The sequence below is a fragment of the Streptomyces sp. NPDC048349 genome, from assembly GCF_040651925.1.
Classification (GTDB): domain Bacteria; phylum Actinomycetota; class Actinomycetes; order Streptomycetales; family Streptomycetaceae; genus Streptomyces.
Genome location: NZ_JBEZLA010000048.1, coordinates 13,232 through 37,545, shown reverse-complemented (window position 1 = coordinate 37,545; position 24,314 = coordinate 13,232). Strand labels below are relative to the sequence as shown.

At 73.2% G+C, this 24,314-nt stretch carries 27 protein-coding genes and 1 pseudogene; 17 read left to right on the top strand and 11 right to left on the bottom strand.

Going from position 1 to position 24,314, the window contains the following annotated elements; all coding sequences use genetic code 11:
- Nucleotides 1-33: 33 nt before the first annotated feature.
- Nucleotides 34-1,368, top strand: a complete 1,335-nt coding sequence (locus AB0D44_RS24435) for an aminotransferase class I/II-fold pyridoxal phosphate-dependent enzyme (protein ID WP_362594656.1) — start codon at nucleotides 34-36, stop codon at nucleotides 1,366-1,368.
- A gap of 42 nt (nucleotides 1,369-1,410) precedes the next feature.
- Here the strand turns inward: AB0D44_RS24435 and AB0D44_RS24430 are convergent, their stop codons facing one another.
- Nucleotides 1,411-2,376, bottom strand: coding sequence for a DMT family transporter (locus tag AB0D44_RS24430; protein WP_362594654.1), 966 nt, complete (start codon nucleotides 2,374-2,376; stop codon nucleotides 1,411-1,413).
- A gap of 74 nt (nucleotides 2,377-2,450) precedes the next feature.
- Between AB0D44_RS24430 and AB0D44_RS24425 the strand changes: the two genes are divergently transcribed.
- Nucleotides 2,451-3,359, top strand: coding sequence for a LysR substrate-binding domain-containing protein (locus AB0D44_RS24425; RefSeq protein WP_362594652.1), 909 nt, complete (start codon nucleotides 2,451-2,453; stop codon nucleotides 3,357-3,359).
- Here the strand turns inward: AB0D44_RS24425 and AB0D44_RS24420 are convergent.
- The gene (locus tag AB0D44_RS24420; RefSeq protein ID WP_362594650.1) at nucleotides 3,356-3,829 is read right to left on the bottom strand and encodes a pyridoxamine 5'-phosphate oxidase family protein; all 474 of its coding nucleotides are present in this window, start codon (nucleotides 3,827-3,829) and stop codon (nucleotides 3,356-3,358) included. The genes AB0D44_RS24425 and AB0D44_RS24420 overlap by 4 nt on opposite strands.
- A 75-nt stretch (nucleotides 3,830-3,904) precedes the next feature.
- Between AB0D44_RS24420 and AB0D44_RS24415 the strand changes: the two genes are divergently transcribed.
- The 8 genes from AB0D44_RS24415 to AB0D44_RS24380 all read left to right on the top strand — a co-directional run bounded on the left by AB0D44_RS24415 (nucleotide 3,905) and on the right by AB0D44_RS24380 (nucleotide 10,552).
- Nucleotides 3,905-4,519 (top strand): cysteine hydrolase, encoded by a 615-nt coding sequence (locus AB0D44_RS24415; RefSeq protein WP_362594648.1) that lies wholly within the window; start codon nucleotides 3,905-3,907, stop codon nucleotides 4,517-4,519.
- An 18-nt stretch (nucleotides 4,520-4,537) separates the two neighbouring features.
- A complete protein-coding gene (locus AB0D44_RS24410) occupies nucleotides 4,538-5,383 on the top strand; it encodes a HipA family kinase (RefSeq protein WP_362594646.1) in 846 nt (281 codons plus the stop codon).
- Complete coding sequence (locus AB0D44_RS24405) at nucleotides 5,380-5,763, top strand: DUF3037 domain-containing protein (protein WP_362594644.1); 384 nt, start codon at nucleotides 5,380-5,382, stop codon at nucleotides 5,761-5,763. Before AB0D44_RS24410 ends, AB0D44_RS24405 begins: the two co-directional genes overlap by 4 nt.
- Before the next feature lie 121 nt (nucleotides 5,764-5,884).
- Nucleotides 5,885-6,646 (top strand): 3-oxoacyl-ACP reductase FabG, encoded by a 762-nt coding sequence (gene fabG / locus AB0D44_RS24400; RefSeq protein WP_362594642.1) that lies wholly within the window; start codon nucleotides 5,885-5,887, stop codon nucleotides 6,644-6,646.
- Nucleotides 6,647-6,674: 28 nt separating this feature from the next.
- On the top strand, nucleotides 6,675-7,439 hold the full coding sequence (locus AB0D44_RS24395) for an SDR family oxidoreductase (RefSeq protein ID WP_362594640.1): 765 nt from the start codon (nucleotides 6,675-6,677) through the stop codon (nucleotides 7,437-7,439).
- Nucleotides 7,440-7,591: 152 nt separating this feature from the next.
- Nucleotides 7,592-9,175 (top strand): ABC transporter substrate-binding protein, encoded by a 1,584-nt coding sequence (locus AB0D44_RS24390; RefSeq protein ID WP_362594638.1) that lies wholly within the window; start codon nucleotides 7,592-7,594, stop codon nucleotides 9,173-9,175.
- Nucleotides 9,176-9,275: 100 nt separating this feature from the next.
- Nucleotides 9,276-9,944 (top strand): uracil-DNA glycosylase, encoded by a 669-nt coding sequence (locus tag AB0D44_RS24385; protein WP_362594700.1) that lies wholly within the window; start codon nucleotides 9,276-9,278, stop codon nucleotides 9,942-9,944.
- Nucleotides 9,945-10,039: 95 nt separating this feature from the next.
- Nucleotides 10,040-10,552: a hypothetical protein gene (locus AB0D44_RS24380; RefSeq protein WP_362594698.1), complete on the top strand. Its 513-nt coding sequence runs from the start codon at nucleotides 10,040-10,042 to the stop codon at nucleotides 10,550-10,552.
- A 17-nt stretch (nucleotides 10,553-10,569) separates the two neighbouring features.
- Here AB0D44_RS24380 and AB0D44_RS24375 read toward each other — a convergent pair whose 3' ends face one another.
- Both AB0D44_RS24375 and AB0D44_RS24370 read right to left on the bottom strand, forming a co-directional pair.
- A complete protein-coding gene (locus tag AB0D44_RS24375) occupies nucleotides 10,570-11,109 on the bottom strand; it encodes a hypothetical protein (protein ID WP_362594636.1) in 540 nt (179 codons plus the stop codon).
- A 72-nt stretch (nucleotides 11,110-11,181) separates the two neighbouring features.
- Nucleotides 11,182-11,709: a DinB family protein gene (locus AB0D44_RS24370; RefSeq protein WP_362594634.1), complete on the bottom strand. Its 528-nt coding sequence runs from the start codon at nucleotides 11,707-11,709 to the stop codon at nucleotides 11,182-11,184.
- Nucleotides 11,710-11,793: 84 nt separating this feature from the next.
- Here AB0D44_RS24370 and AB0D44_RS24365 point away from each other — a divergent pair, with 84 nt between their 5' ends.
- Nucleotides 11,794-12,699 carry a Gfo/Idh/MocA family oxidoreductase gene (locus AB0D44_RS24365; RefSeq protein WP_362594632.1) on the top strand — a complete coding sequence of 302 codons (906 nt, stop codon included), beginning with the start codon at nucleotides 11,794-11,796 and terminating at the stop codon, nucleotides 12,697-12,699.
- On the opposite strand, the gene lnt is transcribed toward AB0D44_RS24365, so the two are convergent.
- The 5 genes from lnt to AB0D44_RS24340 all read right to left on the bottom strand — a co-directional run bounded on the left by lnt (nucleotide 12,644) and on the right by AB0D44_RS24340 (nucleotide 16,745).
- Nucleotides 12,644-14,209 carry an apolipoprotein N-acyltransferase gene (gene lnt / locus AB0D44_RS24360; RefSeq protein WP_362594630.1) on the bottom strand — a complete coding sequence of 522 codons (1,566 nt, stop codon included), beginning with the start codon at nucleotides 14,207-14,209 and terminating at the stop codon, nucleotides 12,644-12,646. The two genes, AB0D44_RS24365 and lnt, sit on opposite strands and share 56 nt — an antisense overlap.
- A gap of 52 nt (nucleotides 14,210-14,261) precedes the next feature.
- A complete protein-coding gene (locus tag AB0D44_RS24355; RefSeq protein WP_362594628.1) occupies nucleotides 14,262-14,729 on the bottom strand; it encodes a nuclear transport factor 2 family protein in 468 nt (155 codons plus the stop codon).
- Between the two features lie 70 nt (nucleotides 14,730-14,799).
- Entirely contained in the window at nucleotides 14,800-14,976 is a 177-nt protein-coding gene (locus AB0D44_RS24350) for a hypothetical protein (RefSeq protein WP_361766639.1), read from the bottom strand.
- A 113-nt stretch (nucleotides 14,977-15,089) separates the two neighbouring features.
- Nucleotides 15,090-15,968, bottom strand: coding sequence for an undecaprenyl-diphosphate phosphatase (locus tag AB0D44_RS24345; RefSeq protein ID WP_362594626.1), 879 nt, complete (start codon nucleotides 15,966-15,968; stop codon nucleotides 15,090-15,092).
- Between the two features lie 48 nt (nucleotides 15,969-16,016).
- Nucleotides 16,017-16,745 carry a VTT domain-containing protein gene (locus tag AB0D44_RS24340; protein ID WP_362594624.1) on the bottom strand — a complete coding sequence of 243 codons (729 nt, stop codon included), beginning with the start codon at nucleotides 16,743-16,745 and terminating at the stop codon, nucleotides 16,017-16,019.
- Nucleotides 16,746-16,794: 49 nt separating this feature from the next.
- Here AB0D44_RS24340 and AB0D44_RS24335 point away from each other — a divergent pair, with 49 nt between their 5' ends.
- From AB0D44_RS24335 to AB0D44_RS24320, 4 genes are all read left to right on the top strand, one after another.
- Nucleotides 16,795-17,511 (top strand): DNA alkylation repair protein, encoded by a 717-nt coding sequence (locus tag AB0D44_RS24335; RefSeq protein WP_362594622.1) that lies wholly within the window; start codon nucleotides 16,795-16,797, stop codon nucleotides 17,509-17,511.
- A 404-nt stretch (nucleotides 17,512-17,915) separates the two neighbouring features.
- Nucleotides 17,916-19,097, top strand: a complete 1,182-nt coding sequence (gene tuf / locus AB0D44_RS24330) for an elongation factor Tu (RefSeq protein WP_362594620.1) — start codon at nucleotides 17,916-17,918, stop codon at nucleotides 19,095-19,097.
- A gap of 136 nt (nucleotides 19,098-19,233) precedes the next feature.
- Nucleotides 19,234-20,079, top strand: a complete 846-nt coding sequence (locus AB0D44_RS24325) for a patatin-like phospholipase family protein (RefSeq protein WP_362594618.1) — start codon at nucleotides 19,234-19,236, stop codon at nucleotides 20,077-20,079.
- A gap of 67 nt (nucleotides 20,080-20,146) precedes the next feature.
- On the top strand, nucleotides 20,147-20,938 hold the full coding sequence (locus AB0D44_RS24320) for a fused MFS/spermidine synthase (protein ID WP_362594696.1): 792 nt from the start codon (nucleotides 20,147-20,149) through the stop codon (nucleotides 20,936-20,938).
- 36 nt (nucleotides 20,939-20,974) lie between these two features.
- On the opposite strand, the pseudogene AB0D44_RS24315 reads toward AB0D44_RS24320, so the two are convergent.
- Nucleotides 20,975-22,219, bottom strand: a pseudogene (locus AB0D44_RS24315) (MFS transporter); the annotation flags it as partial.
- A 70-nt stretch (nucleotides 22,220-22,289) separates the two neighbouring features.
- Nucleotides 22,290-23,318: a hypothetical protein gene (locus tag AB0D44_RS24310; RefSeq protein ID WP_362594616.1), complete on the bottom strand. Its 1,029-nt coding sequence runs from the start codon at nucleotides 23,316-23,318 to the stop codon at nucleotides 22,290-22,292.
- 96 nt (nucleotides 23,319-23,414) lie between these two features.
- Here AB0D44_RS24310 and AB0D44_RS24305 point away from each other — a divergent pair, with 96 nt between their 5' ends.
- Both AB0D44_RS24305 and AB0D44_RS24300 read left to right on the top strand, forming a co-directional pair.
- Nucleotides 23,415-23,867 (top strand): DUF4442 domain-containing protein, encoded by a 453-nt coding sequence (locus AB0D44_RS24305; RefSeq protein WP_078904414.1) that lies wholly within the window; start codon nucleotides 23,415-23,417, stop codon nucleotides 23,865-23,867.
- Between the two features lie 181 nt (nucleotides 23,868-24,048).
- Nucleotides 24,049-24,249 carry a type II toxin-antitoxin system VapB family antitoxin gene (locus AB0D44_RS24300; protein ID WP_362594614.1) on the top strand — a complete coding sequence of 67 codons (201 nt, stop codon included), beginning with the start codon at nucleotides 24,049-24,051 and terminating at the stop codon, nucleotides 24,247-24,249.
- The last annotated feature ends 65 nt before the right edge of the window (nucleotides 24,250-24,314 follow it).

The following is a 24,314-nucleotide window of genomic DNA, read 5'->3' as shown; positions in this document are numbered from 1 at the left end:
CGTGCTCCGTTGTACTAGTGCATAATTTGGTTTGTGCTAGGAGAGTATCGGATCGTCGGGCGGCGCGCATCGGATATCGCCGCCAGTGTCGAAGCGGGCGTGGCGGCGGGCGCGCTCGCGCCGGGAGCGCTGTTGCCGCCTATGCGGGAGCTGGCGGCCGAGCTGGGGGTCAACCCCAACACCGTGGCGGCGGCGTACCGCTCGCTGCGCGAGCGCGGTGTCATCGAGACGGACGGCCGGCGCGGCAGCCGGGTGCGCGCCCGCCCCTCGAGCGCGCCGCGCGACGCCCTGCGGATGGCGGTGCCGGCGGGCGCGCGGGACGTCGCGGACGGCAACCCGGACGTGTCGCTGCTGCCGCCGCTGGACGGGGCGCTGGCGGCGGCGGCCCGGCGGTACGCGCAGGCGCCGCCCCTCTACGGGCAGGACCCGGTCGATCCGGAGCTGGCGCGGCTGGCGCGGGCCGATCTCGACGCGGACGGGGTGCCGGCCGGGCCGATCGCCCTGACCTCGGGCGCCCTGGACGGGATCGAACGGGTGCTGGCCGCGCACCTGCGCCCCGGGGACCCGGTCGCGGTCGAGGACCCGGGCTGGGGCAGTGTGCTGGACCTGGTCCCGGCGCTCGGGCTGCGGGTGCTGCCGGTCGCCGTGGACGACGAGGGGCCGCGCGCCGATGCGGTGGCGCGGGCCCTGGAGGCCGGGGCGAGGGCGCTGGTGGTGACCTCGCGGGCCCAGAACCCGACCGGGGCGGCGGTCGGCGCGGAGCGGGCCGGGGAGCTGCGGGCCCTGCTGGCGGGCCACCCCGGGGTGCTGGTGATCGACGACGACCACGGGCACGGGATCGTGGACCTGCCCCTGCACCCGCTCGGCGGGGCCACCCGGCACTGGGCGCTGGTCAGGTCGACGGCGAAGGCGTACGGGCCGGACCTGCGGCTGGCGGTGCTGACGGGGGACGCGGTGACGCTGGACCGGGTGCGCGGGCGGCAGCGGCTGGGCCCCGGGTGGGTGAGCCGGCTGCTGCAGTACGCGGTGGTAAACCTGTGGACCTCGGGTGCCGTGGACCGGGTCGCGGTGGCGGGCTCGTACGGGGAGCGGCGGGACGGGCTGGTCGCGGCGCTGCGCGAGCGGGGCGTACGGGCGCACGGGCGCAGCGGGATGAACGTGTGGGTGCCGGTGGCCGACGAGACGGGCGTGGTGACGCGGCTGCTGGCCGCGGGCTGGGCGGTGACCGCCGGAGCCCGGTTCCGCGTCGAGTCGGAACCGGGCGTGCGGCTGACGGTCTCGAGGCTGGCGCTCGGGGAGGTCCCGGGCCTGGCCGACGCCGTGGCGGCCGCGGTCCGGCCGGGGGCGGCGGGGGTCCGCTACATCTGACCCCGCGGGCCGGTCCCCGGCGGGCCCGGCCCGTGACAGTCGCTACGCGGGCTTGCGGGGGGTGGGGCGGGCCTGGGTGAGGGCGGCGCCGGCCAGGACGATCGCGGCGCCGACCGGGGTGTTCCAGTGGAGCTGTTCGCCGAGGACCAGGACGCCCGCCGTGGTGGCGATGACCGGGATGAAGTACGTGACCATCTGGGCCGTGGTCGGGCCGACCTCCGTGACCAGGCCGTACTGCATCTGGAGAGCCATGCCCGTGCCGAGGGCGCCCAGGGCGATCACCGACAGGGTCGGCCACAGCGGGAACGACGTCGGGGCCGATGTGAACAGGGCGCTGACCAGGGCGAGCTGGAGCGTGGAGACCATCAGCTGGCCGCCGGTCAGGGCCACCGGCGAACCCGGGGTCCCGGCCAGGGTGCGGCGGACGTAGATCCAGCCGACGGGGTAGCACAGCGAGGCCAGCAGGGCGAATGCGGTGCCCTTGGCGTCGACTCCCGAGAAGCCCTGCCAGGCGCCCAGGACGGTCAGCACGCCGAGGAAGCCCAACCCCAGACCGGCCACGCGGCGGCGGGTCGGGCGGTCCTCGGAGAGCGCGACCAGGGACAGCGCCATCCCCCACAGCGGGGAGGTGGCGTTGCAGATGCCGGCCAGGCTGGAGGGGATGCTGAGCTCGGCGTAGGCGAACAGCGAGAAGGGGGCGGTGTTGAGCAGCAGCGCCGCCACGCCGAGGTGGCCCCAGGTGCGCAGCCCCCGCGGCAGCGGCTCGCGGCGGACCAGCAGCACCGCGAGGAGGGCGAGCGCCCCGAACAGGACCCGGCCCAGGGCCACCTGGAACGGTGCGTACGCCTCGGTGCCCACCTTGATCAGCAGGAAGCTGAAACCCCAGATGACCGACAGGATCGCGAAGCGGACGCGCCAGTCCAGCAGGACGCCCCGCCGGGTGGCGGCCGGGCCGGCGGAGGGGGCGGCCGTGGAGAGGGCCGGCCGAGGGGTGGTGGGTGCGCTCATGACCCTTACTGTGCGCGTATCAACTTCGTAGGACAAGCGAGAGTTTCTGTGGGTGGCGGCGTAGCATTGCTTACATGTTGAACCTGGAGCGCCTGCGCACCCTCGACGCCCTCGCCCGCCACGGCTCGGTCAGCGGCGCGGCCGACGGCCTCCACGTCACCACCTCCGCGGTCTCCCAGCAGATGGCCAAGCTCGAACGCGAGGTCGGCCAGCCCCTGCTGACCAAGAACGGGCGCGGGGTCCGGCTCACCGACGCCGGCCGGCTGCTCGCCGATCACGCCGCCCGGATCATCTCCCAGGTGGAGCTCGCCCAGGCCGACGTGGAGGCCCAGCGCGGCTGCGCGGTCGGCGAGCTGCGCATCGGGGCCTTCCCGACCGCCATGCGCGGTCTGCTGCCGCGGGCCCTGTCCGCCCTCCGCGAGGGCCACCCCGACCTGCGGGTGAGGGTGCGCGAGCAGGAGCCCGAGGAGAGCATGGCCGCCGTCGTGCGCGGGGACCTCGACCTGGCGCTGGCGATCGACTGGCACAACAAGCGGATGCCGGTGCCCGCCGAACTCACCCGGACCCACCTGCTCGACGACTCCGTCGACATCGCGGTCCCGGCCGGCCACCGGCTGGCCGACCGTACGCAGATCTCCCTCGCCGAGTTCGCCGACGACGACTGGATCTCCTGGAACGAGGGCCAGTTCTGCCACGAATGGCTGGTCTTCACCCTCCGCGGCACGGGAATCGAGCCGCGCATCGCCCACATCGCCGAGGAGCACCACACCCAGCTGGCCTTCGTCGAGGCCGGGCTCGGGGTGTGCGTGGCGCCGAAGCTGGGCCGCGGCCCGGTGCCGGACGGGGTGCGGCTGCTGCCCGTCTGCGACTCCGTGCGCCGGCACGTCTACGCCGTCTGGCGTGCGGACGCCGACCGGCGGCCCTCCATCCGCGCCGCGGTCGAGGCGCTGAAGCAGGCCGGCATCGGTCTGCGGACCGTCTAGAGCTTGCGGAAGTCCCAGGAGACGATCGACTCCGGGGTCAGGCGGATCCACGCGTGCCGTCCGTCGTGCGGCATCTCCTCGATGCCGAAGTTCTTGACGGGGAAGATCCGCTCGGCCTCCGCCAGTTCCGGGCAGGGTTCACCGGTGCGCGGGGCCTCGCCCACGAAGACCGCGCTGCCGGACAGCTCCACGCCGCGCAGTTCGTCGTAGGCCTCTCCGCAGTCCACGACCACCGACATCCGCGGATCCTTGCGCAGGTCGGACCAGCGCCGGCTGCGCGTGATCGAGTACAGCCACAGCGAGCTGCCGTCCCAGGCGAACCACAGGGCGCCCACGTGCGGGCGGCCGTCAGGGGAGACCGTGGCCACGCGGCAGGTGCGCTGCTCGCGGAGGAAGGCGTCCACCTCCCCGTCGCTCATCATGATCCGGCGACCCCGCCGCTGCGCCCTTGCCGGGCCCGTCTCGTCCATCCGTCCGCACCCCTTCACATCTGACTGTGTGTCAGGAATCATGCGGGCTCGTCGGCCGATACGCCAGGGGGAGCCATGCCGGATCTCGATCCCGCCACCACCGCGCTGCTCACCGTCGAGTGCCAGAACGGCGTCGTCGGCGAGGAGAGCGCGCTGCCCGAGCTCGCGAAGGAGGCCCGGGACTCCGGCATGCTGGAGCGGGTGGCGGCGCTGGCCGAGGCCGCGCGCGGGGCCGGAGTGCAGGTGCTGCACGCCGTCGCCGAGCGGCGGCCGGACGGGCGCGGGGCCAACACCAACGCCCGGCTGTTCCGCGCCGCCGGGAAGCTGCCCGTGCGCCAGATCTCCGGGACCGAGGCGGTCCGGCTCGCCGCCCCCCTCGCCGTGGCCGAGCAGGACCTGGTGGTCCGCCGCCTGCACGGTCTGTCCCCGATGGCCGGAACCGATCTGGACGCCCTGCTGCGCAACCTCGGCGTCCGCACCCTCGTCGTCACGGGGGTCTCCTCCAACATCGCCATCCCGAACACCGTCTTCGACGCCGTGAACCTCGGCTACCAGGTCGTGGTCCCGGCCGACGCCATCGCCGGGGTGCCCGCCTCCTGCACCGCCGAGGTGATCCGCAACTCCCTCGCGCTGGTGGCGACCATCACGACCGCCGGAGCGCTGCTCGAGCAGTGGGCTCCCGCGCCCTGACCCCCGTAACCTGGGCGGATGCTGTCCGAAGTGATCGCGACCCGTTACGTCACGCCCCTGCGTGAGGGCGGCTCGCTCCCGGGGATCGTCGAGGCCGACGACCTCGGGACCTACGTCATGAAATTCACCGGCGCCGGCCAGGGCCGCAAGACCCTGGTGGCCGAGGTCATCTGCGGCCGCCTGGCCCAGCGGCTGGGCCTGCGGGTCCCGCGGCTGGTGCAGATGCAGCTCGACCCCGTCATCGGGCTCGGCGAGCCCGACCAGGAGGTCCAGGAGCTGCTCAAGGCCAGCGGCGGGCTCAACCTCGGCATGGACTACCTGCCCGGGTCGATCGGCTTCGACCCGCTCGCCTACCAGGTCGACCCGGTCGAGGCGGGGCGCGTGGTCTGGTTCGACGCCCTGATCAACAACGTCGACCGGTCCTGGCGCAACCCCAACATGCTGGTCTGGCACGGGGACCTGTGGCTCATCGACCACGGCGCCACCATGATCTGGCACCACAACTGGCCCACCGCCCAGGCCGCCGCCGCCAAGCCGTACAACGCCTCCGACCACGTCCTGGCCCCCGCGGGACCGGACATCGCCGCCGCCGCGGCCGCCCTCGCGCCCCTGGTCACCGAGGAGCTGCTCACCGAGGTCGCGGCCGACGTGCCCGACGAATGGCTCGTGGACGAGCCCGGCTTCGGCTCCACCGACGCGCTGCGCCGCGCCTATGTGGAGGCGCTGCTGCCGCGCGCGGCCACGATCCACGAGAGGATCTCGATGGAGGCCGAGGTGAAGGCCCCCCAGAAGCCGCCGGGCTGGCTCACCGACCACCTGACGGAATGGCCCCACAAGACCAAGAAGAAGAGCGACGGCGAGTGACCAAGCGGGACGTGTTCGAGTACGCGCTGGTGCGCGTGGTGCCCCGGATGGAACGCGGCGAGTGTTTCAACGCGGGCGTGATCGTCTACTGCCGGGCGCACGCGTACGTCGCCGCGCGCACCCATCTCGACGAGGCGAAGCTCCTCGCGCTGGACCCGCAGGCCGATGTGGCCGGGGTGCGGGCGGCGCTGCGCGGGGTCGAGGGCGTGTGCAGCGGCGGCGCCGCGGCGGGGCAGGCGGCCGGTGACGACGCCGGGCGCCGCTTCCGCTGGCTGATCGCGCCGCGCAGCACGGTGGTGCAGCCGGGGCCGGTGCACACCGGCCTGACGGCCGACCCGGCCGCGGAGGTGGAGCGGCTGCTGGACCTGCTGGTCCGGTAGCACGCCGGGCCGGGGCCCCCGTTGACACCGAGTGCCAGGACTCCTAGCGTCTCCTCAGCTGAAGCTACTAAGCGGTTGCTCATCTCTGGGCGGCCGCTTCTCAAGGGCGAGGAGATCCAGCATGTCCACCACCGAGCAGCGCGTCGCGATCGTGACCGGGGCGGCCCGGGGCATCGGCGCGGCCACCGCCGTACGCCTGGCCGCCGAGGGCCGGGCCGTCGCCGTACTCGATCTCGACGAGGCGGCCTGCAAGGACACCGTGGAGGCGATCACGGCGGCCGGCGGAAGGGCCCTCGCGGTCGGTTGCGACGTCTCCGACGGCGCGCAGGTGGAGGCGGCGGTGACGCGCGTGGCGAACGAGCTCGGCGCCCCGACCATCCTGGTCAACAACGCGGGCGTGCTGCGCGACAACCTGCTCTTCAAGATGAGCGAGACCGACTGGGACACGGTCATGAACGTGCACCTGCGCGGCGCCTTCCTGATGTCGAAGGCCTGTCAGAAGTACATGGTGGAGGCCAAGTTCGGCCGCATCGTGAACCTCTCCAGCAGCTCGGCGCTCGGCAACCGCGGCCAGGTCAACTACTCGGCCGCCAAGGCCGGTCTGCAGGGCTTCACCAAGACCCTGGCCATCGAGCTCGGCAAGTTCGGCGTCACCGCCAACGCCGTCGCCCCCGGTTTCATCGTCACCGAGATGACCGCCCAGACGGCCGCCCGCGTCGGCATGGGCTTCGAGGACTTCCAGGCGGCGGCCGCCACCCAGATCCCCGTCCAGCGCGTGGGCCGCCCGGACGACATCGCCAACGCCATCGCCTTCTTCACGGGCGAGGCCGCCGGCTTCGTCTCCGGCCAGGTCATGTACGTGGCCGGCGGCCCGCTCAACTGACGAGCTCACGAGAGGCAGGGCGTACGCCATGACGACGTACAACGGCATCGACAGCGGCAAGGTCGCGCTGATCACCGGGGCGAGCCGGGGCATCGGCTACGGCATCGCCGAGGCGCTGGTCGCCCGCGGCGACCGGCTGTGCATCACCGGACGCAACGAGGAGGCCCTCAAGGAGGCCGTGGAGCGGCTCGGCGCCGACCGGGTCATCGGGGTGGCCGGCAAGGCGCACGACGAGGCCCACCAGGCCCTCGCCGTCGAGCGCACCATGGAGGCCTTCGGACGGGTCGACTTCTTGATCAACAACGCCGGGACCAACCCGGTCTTCGGGCCGATCGCGGACCTGGACCTCGGGGTCGCCCGCAAGGTCTTCGAGACCAACGTGGTCTCGGCGCTCGGCTTCGCCCAGCGGACCTGGCACGCCTGGCAGAAGGACAACGGCGGGGCGATCGTGAACATCGCCTCGATCGCCGGGGTCTCCGCCTCGCCCTTCATCGGCGCGTACGGGATGAGCAAGGCCGCCATGATCAACCTCACCCTCCAGCTCGCCCACGAGATGGCGCCCGGGGTCCGGGTCAACGCGATCGCGCCCGCGGTGGTCAAGACCCAGTTCGCGCAGGCGCTCTACGAGGGCCGGGAGCAGGAGGCCTCGGCCGCCTATCCGCTCGGCCGGCTCGGCATGCCGCAGGACATCGGGGGCGCGGCGGCATTTCTTACATCTGCACAAGCGGAATGGATCACTGGGCAAACTCTGGTCGTCGACGGAGGAATGTTCCTCAATGCCGGAGTGCACTGACCGATAATCGGACGCATATGCCGCCAAAAGGGCGCCAAATGCATACCTAATGTGCACGGAACCGGTCAAGTGCCCCACGAAACCTGCCCATTGGATTCGTGGGGCACTGCGGTAGGGTCTGCCGCACCCCTGGCTGATCGAGGAGCGTGCACGTGTTCAACCGGACCAGATGCCTGCAGATCACTGCGGCCCTTGCGTCCATATCCCTGCTCGCCGGTTGCGGCCTGCTTTCGGACGACAGTGCCGCCGACACGAAGCCGATCGTCGTCGGCACCACGAGCGCGCCCAGCATCCTCGACCCCGCAGCGGCATGGGACGGCTCCTGGGAGCTGTACCGGAACGTCTACCAGACCCTGCTGGCCTTCCCCACGGGCTCCACCAAGCCCCAGCCGGACGCGGCCCAGAGCTGCGAGTTCACGGACGCGCAGAACGAGTCGTACCGGTGCACCCTGCGCAAGGGCCTGAAGTTCTCCAACGGGGAGCCGCTCGACGCCAAGGCCGTCAAGCACTCCCTGGACCGGATCCGGACCATCGGCTCCAAGGTCGGTCCCAAGGACCTCTTCGGATCCCTCGACAAGATCGAGACCCCGGACGCGCTGACCGTCGTCTTCCACCTGAACACCCCCGACGCCACCTTCCCCTTCGTCCTCGGCTCGCCCGCCGCCTCGCTGGTCGCGCCCAAGGACTACCCGGCCGACAAGGTGCGCGAGGACGGCAAGGTCACCGGATCCGGCCCGTACGTGCTCGACTCGTACAAGGAGGGCGCCGAGGCCGTCCTCGGCCGCAACGGCAGCTACACGGGCTTCGCCAACCGCCGTAACGACGCCGTGACGATCCGCTACTACACGGATTCCGCGAAGATGGTCGCCTCCCTCAAATCCAAGGAGATCGACGCGATCTACCGAGGCCTGTCGGCCCCGGAGATCAGGGACCTGCAGAGCCCCGACGCGCACGGGCAGGGCGTCCAGGTCGTCGAGAACGTCGGCGCCGAGATCCGCTACCTGGTCTTCAACCCCAAGGACCCGACGGTCGCCAAGCTCCCGGTCCGCCAGGCCATCGCCCAGATCATCGACCGCGGCTCGCTCGTCTCCAAGGTCTACCAGGGCACCGCCGAGCCGCTGTACTCGATGGTCCCCAAGGGCGTCGTGGGCCACAAGACGCCCTTCTACGACAAGTACGGGCACGCCGACGTCGAGAAGGCCCGGAAGATCCTCAAGGCCGCCGGGATCAACCAGCAGGTCGACCTGACCTTCTGGTACACCACCGACCGGTACGGCTCCTCCACCGCGGAGGAGTTCACCGAGATCAAGCGCCAGCTGGACGAGAGCGGCCTCTTCAGGATCACCCTGCGCAGCCAGCCCTGGAAGGCCTTCCAGGAGGGCTACAAGGGCCAGGAGTACCCGGTCTTCGGCCGAGGCTGGTTCCCCGACTTCCCGGACCCCGACAACTTCATCGCGCCGTTCGTCGGCAAGGAGAACGCGGTCGGCACCCCGTACGAGCCGGGCGAGATCCTGACCGATCTGCTGCCCAAGACCCGCCGCGAGGGTGACCGCGGGGCCGGTGTCCAGCAGTTCGAGCGGGCCCAGCAGATCTTCGCCGAGGACGTCCGCCTGCTGCCCCTGTGGCAGGGCAAGCTGTACGTCGCCGCGCGCGAGGACGTCGCGGGCGCCGAGCGGGCGCTGGACCCGCAGACCGTCATGCAGATGTGGGAGTTCTACCGCAAGACCAGCTGGTAGCGGCTGCGGCGGGGCGGGCGGCCGAGGCGTTGTCAGTGGCCCCCGGTAGGTTCTGGAGCAGTTGCACGAACTTGTACCGGAGGTTGTCGCCGTGACCCAGATGCTGCCCGAGTCCTGGCTCCCCGTCCTCGGCGGGGAGCTGGACCAGCCCTACTTCAGGGAACTCGCCGAGTTCGTCGAGAAGGAGAGGGCGAACGGGCCGGTCTACCCGCCCCACGAGCAGGTCTTCGCGGCCCTGGAGGCCACCCCCTTCGACCGTGTGAAGGTGCTGGTCCTGGGCCAGGACCCCTACCACGGCGCGGGCCAGGGCCACGGCCTGTGCTTCTCCGTGCAGCCCGGGGTCAAGACCCCGCCCTCCCTCCGCAACATCTACAAGGAGATGAAGGAGGAGCTCGGCCTGCCGATCCCGGACAACGGGTACCTGATGCCGTGGGCCCGCCAGGGCGTCCTGCTGCTCAACGCGGTGCTCACCGTCCGTGAGGCCGAGCCCAACTCGCACAAGGGCAAGGGCTGGGAGAAGTTCACCGACGCGGTGATCCGCGCGGTGTCCGAGCGCCCCGACCCGGCCGTCTTCGTGCTCTGGGGCGCCTACGCCCAGAAGAAGATCCCGCTCATCGACCAGGACCGGCACGTGATCGTCAAGGGAGCCCACCCCTCCCCGCTGTCGGCCAAGAAGTTCTTCGGCTCCCGGCCCTTCACCCAGATCGACGAGGCCGTCGCCGCACAGGGCCATGAGCCGATCGACTGGCGGATCCCGGACCTGGGCTGACGGCACACCGCGCCTCGGCGCCATTGCAGGTGCCTGCGGTTAGCGTCGTGACGACCAGACCGGAGCAGGTCTGGCAGGACGAGCCGGAGGCCGCGGTGACGGAGCAGCAGGAGGCGTCGGAGGACGCCGTCATGACCAGGATCGGCCAGGCGGTCATCCTGCTGCACGCCGGCGACCGCGAGGAGGCCCGCAACCGGCTCGGGGCGATCTGGTCCGAGATCGGCGAGGAGGGCGACTCCCTCCACCGGTGCACGCTCGCCCACTACATGGCCGACGCCCAGGACGATCCCGCCGACGAGCTGGCCTGGGACCTGCGGGCCCTGACGGCCGCCGAGGCGCTCCGGGACGGGCCGCCCGCACCGGGGGAGCAGCATCCGGCGATGCGGGTGTTCTACCCGTCCCTGCACCTCAGCCTGGCCGCCGACTACCTGAAGCTCCAGCGGCCGGAAGCGGCCCGGGTCCACCTGGCGCGGGCCCGCGCCGCCACCGGCGCGCTGTCCGACGACGGGTACGGCAACGGAGTACGGGACGCCATCGCCCGGCTGGAGCGGCGGCTCGCCGCCGAACCGGGCGGCGGGCCGCGGCCGTTCCCCGAACAGTCTCCGTGAGATCAGTCCCCGTGAGATCAGTCCCCCTGGACGCCCGCACAGATACGCGCCTCCGCACTGTCCGGGTGCCACCGGCCGTGCCGGCGGCCCAGCGCGCACACGTCGGCGGGCCGTACGGGCAGCTCCTTCACCAGCTCCCGCTCCGCCGCGGCGCCGGTCCGCGGGTGGTGCGGGCGGCCGCCGCCCTCACGGCCGGAGGCGGCCCCGTCGGGGGTGCGCGGCTCCGGGATGTCCGGCACCGGCGGCGGTGCCTTCACGGGGCCGCCGGAGGCGCCCTGGGAGGCGCGCTCGGCGGACCGGCGGGCCGGGCCGGGGGCCGCGGGCCGCGCCGGCTGCTCCGGGACCGCCTTCAGCGCCTCCAGGGCGGGCGCCTGGACGACCACGGGGGCGGCCCCCGGCCCGCCGCGCGGCTCGTGGTGCGGAGGCAGCCCGGCGGAGGGCGCCCCCGCCGGCCGCCCGGCGCCCGGGCCGGGGCTCACGTTCACACAACCGGAGACGGCCGAAACGGCGCAGGCGACTCCGAGCAGCAGCTTTGTCGTGGTTCGGGTTGGATGCACCCGGGCAACTCTGCTCCGTGAGGACCGCGTTGTGAAAACCCGGAGCCCATATTCACCCCGCACGGGTGACGGCTAGTCGCCGGTCGCGCCGTCGATCTGCTCGCGCAGCAGGTCCGCGTGACCGTTGTGGCGGGCGTACTCCTCGATCATGTGGGTGTAGACCCAGCGCAGGCTGAACACCTCGCCGCGGTGGTGGCTGTCGGGCCGCGACGTCAGGTCCAGGGAACGGCCCGCGGCGGCCTGGCGGGCCAGTTCGACCTCGGTCTGCCACACCTGCTCCGCCTCGGCCCAGGTGGCCTCCTCGCCGAAGTGGAAGTCCCCGTCCACGTCTTCTCGCGTGGAGTACAGCTCGGGCAGGTCCTCGCCGAGCATGATCTCCCGGAACCAGTAGCGCTCCACCTCGGCCATGTGCCGCACCAGGCCCATCAGGCTCAGCTCGGAGGGCGCGAGCGGCGTGCGGCGCAGCTGCTCGTCCGCGAGACCCTCGCACTTCCAGGCGAGCGTGGCGCGGTGGTAGTCGAGCCAGCCGTCCAGCATGCCGCGCTCGTCGGCGGTGGTGGAGGGCTCGTCGCGGTGGGATCCGGAAATCGTGGTCGTCATGACGGACATCCTCAGCGAACGGGCCCCCCGCCACCAGGGATTAAGCTGCGGGCGTCCCACAAGCAACGAACCTGGAGGCTCCCGGTGAAGGTCGGCTGCATCGGACTCGGCGACATCGCGCAGAAGGCGTACCTGCCCGTCCTCACCACCCGCCCGGAAGTCGAGCTGCACCTGCAGACCCGCACCCCGGCCACGCTGGAGCGGGTCGGCGCGATCCACCACGTGCCGGCCGGGCGCCTGCACTCCGATCTCGACTCGCTGCTCGCCGAAGGGCTCGACGCGGCGTTCGTGCACGCCCCGACCGTCTCCCACCCCGAGATCGTCACGCGGCTGCTGGAAGCCGGCGTGCCGACGTACGTGGACAAGCCGCTCGCCTACGAGCTGGCGGACTCGACGCGGCTGGTCGAACTGGCCGAGGAGCGCGGGGTCCCGCTCGCCGTCGGCTTCAACCGCCGCCACGCGCCCGCCTACGCGCAGTGCGCCGACCACCCCCGCGAGCTGATCGTCATGCAGAAGAACCGCGTCGGGCTGCCCGAGGACCCCCGCACGCTGGTGCTGGACGACTTCATCCACGTCGTCGACACCCTGCGCTTCCTGCTGCCGGGCGAGGCCGACCACATCGACGTCCGGGCCGTGGTGCGCGAGGGACTGATGCACCAGGTGGTGCTCCAGATGTCCGGCGACGGCTTCACCGCGCTCGGCATCATGAACCGGCTCTCCGGTTCCAGCGAGGAGATCCTCGAGGTGTCCGGGCAGGACACGAAGCGGCAGGTCGTCAACCTCGCGGAGGTCATCGACCACAAGGGCCAGCCGACCCTGCGGCGCCGCGGGGACTGGGTGCCGGTCGCCCGCCAGCGCGGCATCGAGCAGGTGGTGGACGCCTTCCTGGAGACCGTGGAGACCGGCAAGCCGCTCAGCGCCCGCGACGCGCTGCTCACCCACGAGTTGTGCGAGCGGGTGGTGAGCTCGGCTCTGGGGCAGGCCTCCTGAGCGAGCGCAGGCCCTCCACCGCGCAGCATGCCGCCAGCGCGGCGAGGGCCGCGGCCACCGGCCAGTCCCCGTGGCGGACGTAGAAGGTCGTCCCGCGGGCGAGCGGCACCTCGTACACCCGGGCCGTGCTCGCGGAGGTGGGCAAGGCGGGACCGATGCGCTCCCCGGAGGGGCCGTGCACCACGCTGACGCCGGTCAGGGTGGCGTGCACCATGGGGCGGCCGGTTTCGGCCGCCCGCAGCGCGGCCAGCGAGGCGTGCTGGGCCGGGGCCCAGCTGTCCTGGAAGCTGGAGGTCGCCGACTGGGCGACGAGGAGCGCGGCCCCCTGGCGGGTCAGGTGCCGGCTCATGTCGGGGAAGGCCGACTCGAAGCAGACCAGCGGGCCGAGGCGGACCCCGGCCCGGCCGTCCGGCCGTCCGGGCAGGTCCATCACCACCGGGGTGTCACCCGGCACGCGGTCCTCGGCCGCCGCCTTGCCGACCGAAGTGGCCCAGCCGAGCAGCGCCCGGGCCGGTACGTACTCGCCGAACGGGACCAGCCGCATCTTGTCGTACCGCTCGCCGGTCAGGCCCTGCGGGCCGACGAGCACCGCGCTCTTGCGGATCCCGGGACCGTCGGCCCCACGTGCGTCCACGTTCACCAGGACCGGGGCCCCGACCTGCGCGGACAACGCGGCCAGCCGCCCGCCCAGGTCCGGGCGGGCCGTGAGGTCCCCGCCGACGCTGCTCTCGCCCCACACCACCAGGTCGGGCGCCTGCCCGGACAGTTCCCGGGTCAGGCGCTCCCCGGCGGCGAACCGCCGCTCCGCGCTGTCCGGGCCGTCCGGCACCAGTCCCGGCTGTACGACGGCCACCCGCAGCGCGCCCGACGGCTGGGGGCCAGGCACCCAGAGCCACACGACCCCCGTCAGCACCGCGCACCCCGTCACCCCGGCCATCGCCGGGACCCGGGCCCGGGGAACCGCGATCAGCAGCACCAGCGCGCTGTTCACCGCCACCACCAACAGGCTCACCAGCCACACCCCGCCCACCGAGGCCAGCCGCAGCGCGGGCGCCACCTGCCACTGGCTGGCCCCCAGGAGCCCCCACGGGCCGCCCAGCCCCTGCCAGGACCGGACCACCTCCGACAGCAGCCACCCCGCCGGTACGACCGCCAGCGCGGCCGCCGTCCGGCCCGCTGAGGGGCTCCCGCCCAGCAACTCCCGCACCAGCAGCGCCCAGGGGATCCACAACAGGCCCAGCAGCGCGGCCAGCGGCACCAGGAACACGTGCAGGCTCGGCAGCAGCCAGTGGTGGACGGCCACGATGAAGGCCGCGCCGCCGAGCCAGCCCTCCAGGGCGGCCCGGCGCCCGGTGGGGGCCGACCTCAGGAGCAGCATCCAGGGCACGAGGGCCCCGTACGCGAACCACCAGAGCGCGGGCGCCGGGAACGCGAGGGCCGGCAGTGCACCGGCGGCCACGGCGGCCGGCGCACGCCACCGCGGGTACCACCCAGCCCGGCTCGGGACCATGGCGCGCCTCCGCTTCCAGTGTGGCAGTGCCGGACCACCGGGCCGGCCGGGCTCAGGCGGAGACGTGCCGCCACTTCTCGTGCACGGTGACGCGGGTGAGCCGCCACCCGTCGTGCGTACGGGCCAGCGCGAAGGCGTAGCGCCCCGCGGCGACGAAGTTGGGCGCCGTGACCGTACCGTCGAACTCGTCCCCCGCCAGCCGCATCGGATTGAGGAAGTCCGCCCGCACCTCGGCCCGGTCGCCCGGGGAGCCGCACACGTCCTCCAGCCGGATCAGCCGGTTGACGATCAGGTGCTGACGCACCGGAAAGAGCCTCATGGTCTCGGCGAGCCAGTCGGCGACCTGCCCGGCGGGTCCCTCGATCCCGCCCGCCGAGCTGTAGTCGGCCCGGCCGGCCCCCGTGAACAGGGCGCGGTAGGCCGCCCAGTCGCCGTCGTCGACGGCCACCGCGTACCCCGTGACCACCTCGTCGATCGCCAGCCGGTCCATGACCGTGGCGAGGTCCACACGCTGCGTCATCGGGCAAGTGTGGGGCTGCCGGGGCACCAGGCCAAGGGGCGTGCGCCCCCCGGACCTTCGCCCGGGCCCCTCAGTGACCGGAATACACCTCCCGCTGCCGGACCACGACGAGGAACGCGTCGCTGTCCAGATCCATCACCACCTCGGCCGGTACGCCCTCGCGCATCCGCTGCGCGGCGTACTCCTCCGCGGGCCAGCTTCCCCGCGGACTTCCGGCCGGAAAACGCTCCAGAACCACCCGACGCATGGGACACCCCCTGCTTCTCGCCTTCAGCTCTCTCCTGGCACAACGACGCGGAGGCCGCCCAGGAACGTTCCCGGGCGGCCCACGGTTCATGCGGGGTGGTGAGCGCAGTCCCCCTACTGGCCGGACTCGCCGGCGTGCGGGCTCAGCACGTCGGTGCCGACCAGCACGAACAGGGCGATGCCCAGCAGGATCCGGTAGATCACGAACGGCATGAAGCTCTTGGTGGAAATGAACTTCATGAACCATGCGATGACCGCGTAGCCGACGAAGAAGGCGATGGCCGTCGCGAAGATCGTCGGACCCCAGGAGATGTGGCCCGGGTTCTCGGCCACGTCCTTCAACTCGAACGCGCCCGAGGCCAGCACGGCCGGGATCGCGAGGAGGAAGGAGTAACGGGCCGCGGCCTCACGGGTGAAGCCGAGCAGCAGACCGCCGGAGATGGTCGCGCCCGAGCGGGAGACGCCCGGGATCAGGGCCATCGCCTGGCAGAGGCCGAAGATCAGACCGTCCTTGACGCCCAGTTCGCGCAGGGTCTTGCGCTCGCGGATGGCGCGGTGCCGGCCGCCCTCCTCGTCGCGGGCCGCCAGCCGGTCGGCGACGCCCAGCACGATGCCCATCACGATGAGCGTGGTGGCGATCAGCCGCAGGTCGCGGAACGGACCCTCGATCTGGTCCTTGAAGGCGAGGCCGAGGACACCGATCGGAATCGAGCCGACGATGACCAGCCAGCCCATCTTGGCGTCCTGCTCGGAGCGCAGCGACGCGGTGTAGAGCGAGCGGAACCAGGTGGAGATGATCCGCGCGATGTCCTTGCGGAAGTAGATCAGTACGGCGGCTTCGGTGCCGATCTGCGTGATGGCGGTGAAGGCCGCTCCCGGATCGTGCCAGCCGGCGAACGCCGCGGTCAGCCGCAGGTGCGCGCTGGAGGAGATCGGGAGGAACTCCGTAAGCCCCTGGACGAGACCGAGGATTAGGGATTCGAACCAGCTCATGTCGGGGTGCGCTCGTCCTTGTGATCGTCGGGCAGTTCGGGTCCGATGCTAGGGCCCGTGCGAGGCGCCGGTGACCACAGGGGGGTGCTGGGGCGCCAGTTCGCACGGCGCCGCGGGGATCGGGGCCGGTGCCAGACGGTGCCGCTTGCGCCAGGCGACCACCCCGGCGGCCACGACGGAGACCACGATGAAGCCGAACGAGACGAGGAAGGCGGGCGATCCGGGGGAGGAGGCGCTGGCCCCCGCGATCACGTACGCCGTGGTGTTCGGGACGACCCCCAGCGCCGTGGCGGCGAGGAACGGCAGCCACCCGCAGCGGGACACCGCCGCGCAGTAGTTGGCCACCACGAAGGGCACTCCGGGGAAGAGGCGGACGGCCAGCATCGAGCGGAACCCGTGCCGGCTGAGCTGCCCGTCGGCCGCCCGGAGCCAGCGCCCGCGCAGGTACGGGCGCAGTGCCTCCTGGCCCATGACGCGGCCCAGGCCGAAGGCGATCCCGGCGCCGAGCACGGTGCCGCCGACCGCCGCGAGGAGGCCGAACTGGGTGCCGAAGACGGCGCCCGCGGCCAGGTTGAGCAGGGGGCGGGGCACGAAGGCCGCCGCGCACACGCCGTACCCCGCGGCGAACAGCGCCACCGCCGTACCCACCGGGAGCCCCGGGGGCCAGCCCTCCGACAGCACGCGCTGGGGCTCGTACAGCAGCACGCACACGCCGGCCGCCACGAGCAGCACGACCAGCAGCGACAGCCGGGTCCACGGCGCGAGGAGGAGAGGCATCCCGGGAGACTAGCCGACGCATGCGGCGGTCCGCCGTAATCTGGGCCTCATGCCCAGGAACGACCGGCGGCCACCGAGCGTGCCGCGCAGCGCCCTCGCGGACGCCCTCCTGGAGCGGCTGACCGGCACCTACGCGGGCGCCGCCGACCCCGGGAGGGCCCGGGTCATGGCCGCGTACATGAAGGACGTCGCGCCCTTCCTCGGCATCCCCACCCCCCTGCGCCGCGAGCTGTCCAAGACGGTGACCAAGGACACGCCCCGGCCGTCGGAGGCGGACTGCGCGGCGGTCGCGCTGCGCTGCTGGGGCCTGCCGGAGCGCGAGTACCACTACTTCGCGGTGGACTACCTGCGCCGGCACGTCTCCCGGTGCTCCTCGGATCTGCTGCCGGTGGTCCGGCACCTGATCACCACCGTCCCGTGGTGGGACACGGTCGACCTGCTGGCCGCGCACACGGTCGGCCCGCTGGTGGCCGCCGACCCGGCGCTGGCGGCGGTGATGGACGAGTGGATCGGCGACGAGGACCTCTGGCTCGCCCGCACCGCCCTGCTCCACCAGCTCCGCTACAAGTCCGCCACGGACACCGGCCGCCTCTTCGGTTACTGCCGCCGACAGGCGGGCCACCCGGACTTCTTCGTCCGCAAGGCCATCGGCTGGTGCCTGCGGGAGTACGCGAAGACGGACCCGGACGCGGTGCGCGCGTTCGTCGCGTCCGAAGGGGACCTTCTGTCGCCGCTGTCCGTGCGGGAGGCGCTGAAGAACCTCTGAGCGCGCGGGCGTTCACGGTGAGGTCCGCGGGCCGCCGTAGAGGCGCGGGCGTTCACGGTGACGACCACGCGCCGCTGTACAGGCGCGGGCGTTCACGGTGAGGTCCGCGCGCCGCTGTACGGGCGCGGGCGTTCGGGCGACGCGGTCGGGGGCGGCGGTAATTCGTTCGACGGGCCGGGGGGCGTCCGGCAGGATCAGGGGCATGTCCCGGTACGCCTTCCCCGTCGCACCGTCCGCAGTCGCGGACGCGCCGAAGGCTGCCGTCCCCGCAGGGGCATTCCCCTTCGCCGCATTCGACGGCGCACGAAGCTGACCCTTCCCGGACCGTCCGGCGGACCCCGCAGGGGGAGGGTCGGCCGGACTCAGGGGTCCCGTTCACGCTTCGAAGAACACGGGAAGACATCATGGCCAAGACGGCCTTCGTGCGCACCAAGCCGCACCTCAACATCGGCACCATGGGTCACGTCGACCACGGCAAGACCACCCTCACCGCCGCCATCACCAAGGTCCTGGCCGAGCGCGGGGGCGCCTCCTTCGTGCCCTTCGACCGCATCGACCGGGCCCCCGAGGAGGCCCGCCGCGGGATCACCATCAACCTCACGCACGTCGAGTACGAGACCGACACCCGCCACTACGCCCACGTGGACATGCCCGGCCACGCCGACTACATCAAGAACATGGTCACGGGCGCCGCGCAGCTCGACGGGGCGATCCTCGTCGTCTCCGCGCTCGACGGGGTCATGCCCCAGACCGCCGAGCACGTGCTCCTCGCCCGGCAGGTCGGCGTCGACCACATCGTGGTCGCGCTCAACAAGGCCGACGCCGGGGACCCGGAGCTGACCGACCTGGTCGAGCTGGAGGTCCGCGAGCTGCTCAGCTCGCACGGCTACGGCGGCGACGGCGCGCCGGTCGTACGGGTCTCCGGGCTGCGGGCGCTGGAGGGCGACCCACGGTGGACCGAGGCGATCCGGGCGCTGCTGGACGCGGTGGACACGTACGTGCCGACGCCCCAGCGGTACACGGAGGCGCCGTTCCTGCTGCCGGTGGAGAACGTGCTGACGATCACGGGCCGCGGGACGGTCGTGACCGGCGCCGTGGAGCGCGGCACCATCCGCCTCGGCGACCGCGTCAGCCTGCTGGGCGGGGACGGCACCGGCGACCCCGTCGTGGTCACGGGGCTGGAGACCTTCGGCAAGCCGATGGAGTCCGCGGAGGCGGGCGACAACGTCGCGCTGCTGCTGCGCGGAGTGCACCGCGACCAGGTGCGCCGCGGCGACGTGGTGGCCGCGCCCGGCAGCGTGACGCCCCGGCGGCGCTTCACCGCGCAGGTCTACGTGCTCTCGGCGCGCGAGGGCGGCCGTACCACCCCGGTCGCCACCGGGTACCGGCCGCAGTTCTACGTCCGTACCGCCGATGTGGTGGGGGACGTGGACCTGGGCGCGGCGGGCGTGGCCCGGCCGGGGGAGACGGTCGCGATGACCGTCGAGCTCGGCCGGGACGTCCCGCTGGAGTCGGGGCTCGGCTTCGCGATCCGAGAGGGCGGGCGGACCGTCGGCGCGGGGACGGTGACGGCCGTGCTCGGCTGACCGGCCGTCCCGCCTGACCGGTCGTCCCGCCCGAGCGGGCGTCCAGGACGACCCCGACCCCGCCGTGGTGGCGGCAGTCCGCCTGAGCGAGACTGCCGTCACCACAGGCATGCGGCGAAGGGGCGGGCGGACGGACATGGGCGGCGACACGGCACTGGTGCTCGGCGGCGGAGGACTCACCGGCGTGGGCTGGGAGAGCGGCATCCTGTACGGGCTCGCCCGCGCGGGGGTGGACCTGACCACCGCCGACCTCGTCGTCGGCACCTCGGCGGGATCGGTGGTCGGCGCCCAGCTCACCTCCGGGCTGCTCACCCCGCAGGAGCTCTACGAGCGCCAGCTCGGCGCCGCAACGGCGGAGAGCGCCGCGAGGCTGGGGGCGGGCCTGATCGCCCGCTACGCCATGGCCATGGTGCGGTCCCGGGACGCGGCGGCCTACCGCCGCCACGTCGGCGCCCTCGCGCTGGCGGCCGCCGCGGGCGAGGAGGCGGAGCGGCGCAAGGTGCTGGCGGAGCGGCTGGTCTCGCATGAGTGGCCCGCGCGCCGGTTCGTCGTCACCGCCGTCGACGCGCTCAGCGGCGAGCCGGCCGACTTCGACCGGGACAGCGGCACCGGCCTGGTCGACGCGGTGTCGGCGAGCTGCGCGGTGCCGGGCGTGTGGCCGCCGGTGACGATCGGCGGGCGGCGGTACATCGACGGCGGGACCCGGTCGGCGACCAACGCGGACCTCGCCGCCGGTTACGCGCGGGTGGTGATCCTCGCCCCCATCGCCCTCGGTTCCAAGCTCGTCCCCTCGCCCGCCGCGCAGGCGGCGAGGCTGCGGGAAGCGGGCGCCCGGGTGCTGCTGATCACCCCGTCGGCCGCGGCCCGCAAGGCCTTCGGGCGCAACGTCCTGGATCCGGCCCGGCGGGACCCGGCCGCGCGCGCCGGGCTGGCGCAGGCCCCCGCGCACGCCGCCGACGCGGCCGCGGTCTGGTCGGCCTGACAATGGTGCGGTGAGCGACGAGCAGATCCCGGTGATCCGGGACGTGGACCAGGGCACCGCCAAGCTGATGCCGGACGTGGACCGGGAGCGGGCCTGGCTGCTGACCGTCGACGGGGCGCCGCAGTCGTACGTGGATCTGGACGACCCCGAGCACCTGGAGTTCGAGTACGCACGCCGCCTCGCGCACGTACTGGACTGCGCGGCCGAGCCGGGTGCCCCGCTCGACCTCCTGCACCTGGGCGGCGGCGCCCTGACCCTGCCGCGCTATGCCGCGGCGACGCGGGCGGGGTCCCGGCAGACGGTGGTGGAGTTCGACGCCGGTCTGGTGGAGCTGGTCGCCGGGCACCTGCCCCTGGCCACGGGTTCGGGTGTCACGGTCCACGCGGCCGAGGCCCGGGCCTGGCTGGCGGCGGCGCCCGCCGCGAGTGCGGACGTGGTGGTGGCCGATGTGTTCGGCGGTTCGCGGGTGCCGGCGCAGCTGACCTCGGTGGAGTACGCGCGGGAGGCGGCGCGGGTGCTGAGGCCCGGCGGGGTGTATGCGGCGAACCTGGCCGACGGGGCTCCGTTCGCGTTCCTGCGGACGCAGCTGGCCAACTTCGGCGCCGCGTTCGCGGAGCTCGCGCTGATCGCGGAGCCGGCGGTGCTGAGGGGGCGGCGGTTCGGCAACGCGGTGCTGCTGGCGTCCGACGCCGGCTTGCCGGTGGCGGCGCTGGCCCGGCGGTGCGCGGCGGACGCGTTCCCCGCCAGGGTCGAGTTCGGGGATCCGCTGGCGCGGTTCATGCGGGGCGCGCTGCCGGTGGGCGACGCGGACGCGGTGGCGTCGCCGCAGCCGCCGCAGGGGGCGTTCAGCCTGGGCTGAGCGGGCGGCTGCCGCACCGCTCCCCGGGCGGGCTCAACGCCGGGTCATGCGGCGGACGTCCGGGATCAGCAGGACCAGCGCCGTGGACAGGACCACCAGGGCCGCGCAGCCCCACAGGGCGCCGGTGCGGCCGAAGGCCGACTCGGCCGGGCCCGCGAGGGCGGTGGCCAGCGGGAGCATCGACACCGAGCCGAACCAGTCGTAGGCCGAGACCCGGGAGAACTTCTCCTCCGGGATCTCCTGGTGCATCGTCGTCATCCAGTTCACGCCGAAGACCTCGATGGCCAGGCCGCTGACCAGCATCACCGCGCACAGACCCCATACGGGCAGGGGTACGGCCAGTCCCGCCGACGGCAGGGCCAGCGGGAACACGCACAAGGTGCCGACCAGCAGCAGCCGGCGCGGTTTCCAGGCCATCATCAGGACGGCGCCCGCGATGGTGCCCGCGCCGAAGAAGGCAAGGGCCAGGCCCCAGGGGGCGGGCCCGCCCAGCCGGTCCCGGGCGACCAGCGGACCGTAGACCGCCTCCGCGGCCCCGACGACGGCGACCACCACGGAGAACTGGAGCACGATGCTCCACAGCCAGGGCCGGGTCCTGACCTCCACCCAGCCTTCGCGCAGGTCGGCCAACAGGCCGCCGCCGGGCGCCCGGTCGGGGACGTGGCCGACGTCGAGGAAGGCCCGCAGGGCGCCGGCGACCGCGAAGGCGGCCGCGTCCACGGCCAGGACCCAGCCCGGGCCGATCGCGGCGATCATCGCCCCGCCGAGCGCCGCGCCGCCGATGCCCGCGCCGTTCATCGCCATGCGGAAGAGCGCGAAGGCACGGTTGGCGTGCTCGCCGGAGACGGTGGCCAACAGCATGCCCTCGGCTGCCGGGTTGAAGAAGGCCGTACCGGTGCCGCACAGCGCGGTGAGCAGCATCATCTGCCACAGCCGGGGGTCGCCGGCGAGGACGAGCAGCGCGAACGCGGCCTGGGAGAGGCAGTTCAGGGCATTGGCCGCGACCATCACGCGGTGGCGCGGCAGCCGGTCGGCGAGCGCGCCGCCGACGAGCAGGAACAGGACGAGCGGCAGCGTGCGGGCCGCGGCGACGAGGCCGACGTCGGAGCCGGACCCGCCGGCGTCCATGACCGCGAAGGCGGCGGCGATGAGTGCTCCGTGGCTGCCGAGGTTCGTCACGACCGCCGCGCCGGTCAGCAGGGTGTAGTTGCGGCCGGCCCAGGCGGGCCTGCTGCGCCGTGCGGGAGTGCGGGGCGGGGCGGCGGTGGGGGGAGAACTCACCCCCGGACTATCCCCGCCCCGGGCCGGGAATCCAAACGGATTACGGGCCCGGGGGGAGAGGGGCAGGAAGTCAGCCGCCGGACAGGCGGACCGTGCTGAGGATCTTCTCCATCGTTTCCTTGCTGACCTCGTCCGGGACGCCGGCGGCGCTGTAGAGGATCCAGCTGGCGAAGTCACCCTTGGCGTTCTTGAAGGCGAAGGCGATGGACTTGCCGTCGGAGTCGCACTTGCTGTCCTTCGCCAGGCCGCTCACGGTCGCCGTGGCCATGTGACCCTTGAGGCCGGAGAGGGAGGTGTACTCCTTGGCCTCGGAGATCTTGGTGACTTCGATGGGGTGCGGCTGACCGTACCCTCCGTACGCCCAGCTGCCGGCCGCGTTGCGCGCGAGCTCGGCGGTGTCCTTCGCGCCCTGGCCGCCCTTGGTGCCGGTGCCGGCCAGCGACGTGGTCTCCTCACGGCCGTCCTTGTTGGAGTCGACCTTGCACCAGTCCTCCTTGAGGTAGGCCGGCGCGGACATCATGACGAAGGCCGAACCGTCCTTCTTCGCTTCGTCCTCGAAGCCCACCGACATGCCCGAGCCGAGCACGTTCCACTCCGGCGGGACGTCGAAGGCGGTGCCGTGCTTGGGGTTGATGACCACCTTCCACCCGGCGACCACGGGCTTCGCGTCGCCTTCGGCCCGCGGGTTCGGGGCGCTGCCGGAGGGGGCCGGCGCGGCGGACGCCGAGGCGGAGGCGGAGGGCTTGGAGTCCGCCTCGTCGATCTTCTTGTCGTCCCTGGTCAGGACGAACGCGCCGGTCGCGGCGGCCGCCACGACCACGGCGGCCGCGGCGACGATCGCCACGGTCTTGGTCTGGAAGGGGCTCCCGCCGCCGCCCGGTTGCCCCGGCTGCCCCGGGGGCTGCTGGGGCGGCTGGGGCTGCCCCCACTGCTGGCCGGGAACGGTCGGGGGCTGCTGGTACCCCGGCTGCTGCGGGTATCCGTAACCGGGCTGCTGCTGGTACGGGTTCGGCTGTGCCGGCTGCTGCTGGTACGGGTTCTGGTGCGCGTCCTGGGGGTTCTGCTCGCCCCCGGGCGGCTGCTGCTGTCCTGGCCACATGGCCGGTAACGATAGTGGGAGCGGGCGCGGCGGGCCACGGCCGCCCCCGGTCCGGCTCTGGCCAAGGGTGTCTACTCACGGGTAACATCGCGTTCCATGAGCGCAGATCAGATGAACGTGGGCGAACTGCTCGCCGCGACGGTGCCGATGGCCCGGACCCTGAACCTCCAGTTCCTGGAGACCACCCCCGAGCGCGCGGTCGTCCGCCTCCCGGACCAGCCCGACTTCCACAACCACGTCGGCGGCCCGCACGCCGGCGCCATGTTCACGCTCGCCGAGTCCGCGAGCGGCGCGATCGTCCTGGCCGCCTTCGGCGACCAGCTGTCGCGCGCCGTGCCCCTCGCCGTCAAGGCCGAGATCGGCTACAAGAAGCTCGCCAAGGGCGTCGTGACCGCCACCGCCACCCTCGGCCGCCCGGCGGCGGAGGTCGTGGCCGAACTCGACGCGGGCGGCCGCCCCGAGTTCCCGGTCACCATCGCCATCCAGCGCGAGGACGAGGCCGTCACCGGCGAGATGACCGTCGTCTGGACCCTCCGCCCCAACGCCTGACCGCGCCTTCCGCGCAGGCACGGAGAACGCGACGGCCCCCGCCCCTCCCGGGCGGGGGCCCAGTACGGGGCCGGTCAGCCGGGGGAGACCATGGTCCCGTGGCCAGGCGACGGGGCGGGAACCGCGGGATTCGTCGGCGGGCCCCGGCTAGAGTCCCTCGCACGACGATGGAGGGGTAACCGTGGCCAAGGTCAACATCAGCCTCGACGCCGAGCTCGTGGTGGAGGTGATGGTGCTCGCCGGGGTCGGATCGCCGCAGGACGCGGTGGAGGCCGTCGTGCGCGACTACATCGCCCGCGGGCACCGCACCGAGGCACGCGTCCAGTTGCGCGACGAGCCCCGACGGGACGCCGACCCCGTGCCGCAGCCGCCGCAGGGCTGAAACCGGGCGGCGCGGTGGCGCGTCATGCCGGGGCCTCCGGGCGGCGCGGCGCACAGTGGGTGGGG